The 3693-nt window shown below is 39.8% G+C and carries 5 protein-coding genes and 1 pseudogene; 4 read left to right on the top strand and 2 right to left on the bottom strand.

Annotated features, from left to right (window positions below; all coding sequences use genetic code 11):
• Nucleotides 1-155: pseudogene (locus JHC35_RS01080) on the top strand (Tn3 family transposase); the annotation flags it as partial.
• Nucleotides 156-256: 101 nt separating this feature from the next.
• Here the strand turns inward: JHC35_RS01080 and JHC35_RS01075 are convergent.
• Entirely contained in the window at nucleotides 257-679 is a 423-nt protein-coding gene (locus JHC35_RS01075; protein WP_295041530.1) for an Hsp20/alpha crystallin family protein, read from the bottom strand.
• A 77-nt stretch (nucleotides 680-756) separates the two neighbouring features.
• A complete protein-coding gene (locus JHC35_RS01070; protein WP_295041529.1) occupies nucleotides 757-1479 on the bottom strand; it encodes a Crp/Fnr family transcriptional regulator in 723 nt (240 codons plus the stop codon).
• A 215-nt stretch (nucleotides 1480-1694) separates the two neighbouring features.
• Between JHC35_RS01070 and JHC35_RS01065 the strand changes: the two genes are divergently transcribed.
• From JHC35_RS01065 to JHC35_RS01055, 3 genes are all read left to right on the top strand, one after another.
• On the top strand, nucleotides 1695-1949 hold the full coding sequence (locus tag JHC35_RS01065) for a hypothetical protein (protein WP_295041528.1): 255 nt from the start codon (nucleotides 1695-1697) through the stop codon (nucleotides 1947-1949).
• On the top strand, nucleotides 1936-2271 hold the full coding sequence (locus tag JHC35_RS01060) for a type II toxin-antitoxin system PemK/MazF family toxin (RefSeq protein WP_295041527.1): 336 nt from the start codon (nucleotides 1936-1938) through the stop codon (nucleotides 2269-2271). Before JHC35_RS01065 ends, JHC35_RS01060 begins: the two co-directional genes overlap by 14 nt.
• Before the next feature lie 137 nt (nucleotides 2272-2408).
• On the top strand, nucleotides 2409-3629 hold the full coding sequence (locus JHC35_RS01055; protein WP_295041526.1) for an ATP-binding protein: 1221 nt from the start codon (nucleotides 2409-2411) through the stop codon (nucleotides 3627-3629).
• Nucleotides 3630-3693 lie beyond the last annotated feature (64 nt).

Raw genomic sequence — 3693 nt, 5'->3', positions numbered from 1 at the left:
GCCGTGTACAAGCAGGATTGAATAAGGGTGAAGCCAGAAATGCATTGGCTCGTGCAGTATTCTTCAATCGTCTAGGTGAAATACGGGATCGAAGTTTTGATCAACAGCGATATTGGGCAAGTGGGTTGACACTTTTAACGTCTGCCATCGTCCTATGAAACACAGTCTATTTGGAACATGCAGTAGATGCACTAAGGATCGGGTCTAACATGGCAAACTCCTTTGCACCATTGTATTGCAAAGGAGTTTAATTTTTTTATTTGACAGAGATCATTTTCATGCTTGTTTTTTGCTCCATTTTCGGAACGATCACTTCAAGCACGCCGTTTTCACATGCCGCTTCGATATTCTCTATATCGACATGCTCCGGCAGAGTAAAGCTGCGCGAGAATCGTCCAAAGTGAGTCTCTACACGGTAGTAGTCCTCCTCTTTGACCTCCTCTTTAAAATTGCGCTCGCCGCTTATGGTGAGCACGTTCTCTTTGATATCGACCTTGATATCCTCTTTTTTCACTCCCGGCAGATCCACGTCGATGTGGTAAGCGAACTCACCCTCGCGAGTGTTCACTTTTGGGGTGAACGTGGCTACGTTCTCTGTTGTTTTTGTATTGCGTGAACTGAATAGACGGCTCTCTAGATCTCTTAGTTCCTTGAATGGATTATATGGTGTGATATACATTATAAACTCCTATTTGGGTTGCCCCTGAATTTTTTATGGGAGAAGTTTAACAAAAATTGCGAACTCTTTTCTGCCACTTAAGTGGCACTATCAAGCTTTTCTAGAAGAGTTTGCGGATTTTTGAGCTCTATCTTTTTACGCGATATTTCGATAAGACCCTCATCTTTGAGGCGTTGCAGGTTACGGTTGACCACTTTGCGCACGCTTCCAACCAGTGTTGCAAGCTCCTCGTGCGAAAGGTTGTCGATAAGCTCCAGATGGCTTTTGCCTCCCTCGTTCACAGTGTTGCGCGCCAGCAGATGCACAAGCCGCTCATAAACGTCATGCAAGGAGAGATCAAGTGTCAGCTCTTCGAGGCTTCGCATCTCATTGGCGATGTATGAGAGCATAAAGCTGTTAAAGGAGTCGCTGTTGTGCATCAGTGTGCGCACATCCTCCATGGGAACCTCAAGCGCCTCTCCGGCCTCTAAAACGGTGGCGATGTAATCGTGTTCTTGGTTGTCGAGCAGCGTGAGCACGTCGAACATATCCCCGCGCGAAAGAAGCTTAATGGTCTGCTCGCGTGCGTTTGAGAGATTTATTTGGGAAATTTTTACCTTGCCGCTGAGGATAATGTAGAAGAACTCTTGGGTAAGGTCCGAGTCAAAGGGAGTGGTTCCCGCCTCAAGAACGAGCGTGCGTTTTCGAGGCAACAGTTCAGGCACTACAAGAATGCTTTCAACGCCGCTTTGGGATCTTTCAAGACTTTGATCTTGCATCTTTTTGCCTTTTTTGAAGTTCTCGAAAAACATAGTTTTCATAGCCTTAGGGGGTCGTAGGAACTTTAGTCCCTGCTACTAAAACGAATGGGTTCGTTTTAGCGTGTAATATCAAATTGTACGCCAACAAAGATGAGTTTTTTATAAATTTGGAGATGTGGAAAAAAGTTATGGAATTATTTGGGACAAAACAGTAATCAATAATACATACTAAAATGCTATAATCATATGTAAAATAAAATTTAAAAAGGATTTGCATGATAGAAGCAACTTTAGCCGATATTCGAAAGCCGGAAATGTTATACAGTTATCAAGATGATATTGTCCATATCATTGATGGTCGGAAAAAAGAAGAAGTGGGTTTTTTTGTCCCTAAATCAATGACTAAAGAATTTAAAGCTTTCATAGAGTCTGTAGAAAAAGTAAAACGGGTTGCCCTTTTAAATAGGATTGCAAAGGCGCAAGATCGTGATCCAGTTGATGAAGGCGGTGTATCTGATGGAATATTCTAAACACGATATCTGCTTGGTTGATTTTAATCCAGCCAAAGGGGGAGAAATGGGTAAGCTCCGACCAGCAATAATTATGAGTGCTGATGAAGATAATATGATTTTATCAACGGTGATTGTTATTCCCTTGTCAACTGAAATTGAACCTAATGCTCTTCCCTACCGCTATACCTTATTAGCTCGCGATAATTTGGATAAAGATTCCGATGCATGTATTAATGAAATACGGTCATTGTCAAAAAACCGTATTAAAGCTAAATTGGCATCATTGACTCCCAACGAAGCCATCGTTATTCAAAAAGCACTGTGTGATTTATTGGGATAAGGTTTTTTCTAAATTCAAGCACTATGAATCTCTTGGTTTGAAAGTAATTTGATGAGCGAGAGTTATAGATAAATATAAAGACTTTACTTTTGTAAAATACAATAGTATAATTATGTAAATTACAAATAGGATTATTCATGTTTACACGTACGGCAACATCAATTTTGAATGAAGCATTGGCAATATCTCCAGCTGTTTTACTCAGTGGTGCCAGACAAGTCGGTAAATCCACATTGTGTCTCAGTAAAGATCGTCAATACCGAGTGTTTGATGACTTGAGCGAACGAGAAGCTGCCCTTAATGACAACATAGGGTATATTGCATCCTTGCCGAAGCCTATTACACTGGATGAAATTCAAAAAGTGCCGGAAGTGTTAGAGGGGATTAAAATTGATATTGATAAAAAGCGTATAAATGGTACTTTTCTTTTAACCGGTTCAGCCAATGTTTTAGATATGAAAAAAACCAAGGATACGCTAGCTGGAAGAATCATTGAGATTCTCATGTGGCCACTGTCTCAAAAAGAGCTCAACAACAAACATGAAGAAAATATTATCGATCTTTTGTTTTCCAAAGGAATCGATGGGATAAGCACCACTGATACACCCTATGAGATGATTTTAGAAGCAATTCTTAATGGTGGTTACCCTGAAATTCAACGAATAAAATCAGTACGAGGGAAAGCGCTTTGGTTTAATTCCTATATCAGCACCTATGTGGAAAGAGATATTCGAGATGTTGGAGAATTGCGCGATATTAGTGCATTTATCAAATTTTTCAACATCATTGCCCCTCGAAGCTGTAGCCTATTAAATAAATCAGATCTTGCAAGTGATTCGACCATCTCCGAACCTACAGTAAATAATTATCTTTCTATGCTGGAAATGATATATCAGATTTCATTACTCAGGGCATACAGTTCAAATGTATCCAAACGATTTATCAAATCTCCGAAACTATTTATGACCGATAGCGGTGTTTTTACTCACCTACTGGGGATAACTAGTATTGAAGAGATTCATGAATCAAATCACAAAGGGGATATATTTGAAACATTTGTTTATACAGAACTGATTAAGCATATCAGCTATAGTATGATGCAACCAGCCATCTACCATTATCGTACCGATGACAAAAAAGAGATTGATTTTATCCTTGAAAAAGGAGATAAAATCATTGCCATTGAAGTGAAAGCATCTCACACGGTGAAAAAAGAGGACTTTAAACACATTGCCGATTTCCAATCTAAAGCAAAACAAAATATTCTCGGCTTAGTACTGTATAGTGGAGAGCATATATTACCATTTGGAGATGAAACTTCAAAACGGTATGCACTGCCTTTGAGCATTTTCTTTTAAATGGAGCAAAATATGTCCCCTACCCACTTCCAAGACGACCTTGCCCAATGGGATCTTTGCACCG

Origin of the sequence: Sulfuricurvum sp. (assembly GCF_022759005.1) — a bacterium.
Taxonomy (GTDB): domain Bacteria; phylum Campylobacterota; class Campylobacteria; order Campylobacterales; family Sulfurimonadaceae; genus Sulfuricurvum.
The sequence above is the reverse complement of the archived record's forward strand: the minus strand, read 5'-3'. Positions and strand labels throughout refer to the sequence as shown.

Bases quoted from the DNA above. Each gene is read 5' to 3' on its own strand.
- JHC35_RS01075 (WP_295041530.1), bottom strand. From the start codon at position 679: ATGTATATCACACCATATAATCCATTCAAGGAACTAAGAGATCTAGAG.
- JHC35_RS01070 (WP_295041529.1), bottom strand. From the start codon at position 1,479: ATGAAAACTATGTTTTTCGAGAACTTCAAAAAAGGCAAAAAGATGCAA.
- JHC35_RS01065 (WP_295041528.1), top strand. From the start codon at position 1,695: ATGATAGAAGCAACTTTAGCCGATATTCGAAAGCCGGAAATGTTATAC.
- JHC35_RS01060 (WP_295041527.1), top strand. From the start codon at position 1,936: ATGGAATATTCTAAACACGATATCTGCTTGGTTGATTTTAATCCAGCC.
- JHC35_RS01055 (WP_295041526.1), top strand. From the start codon at position 2,409: ATGTTTACACGTACGGCAACATCAATTTTGAATGAAGCATTGGCAATA.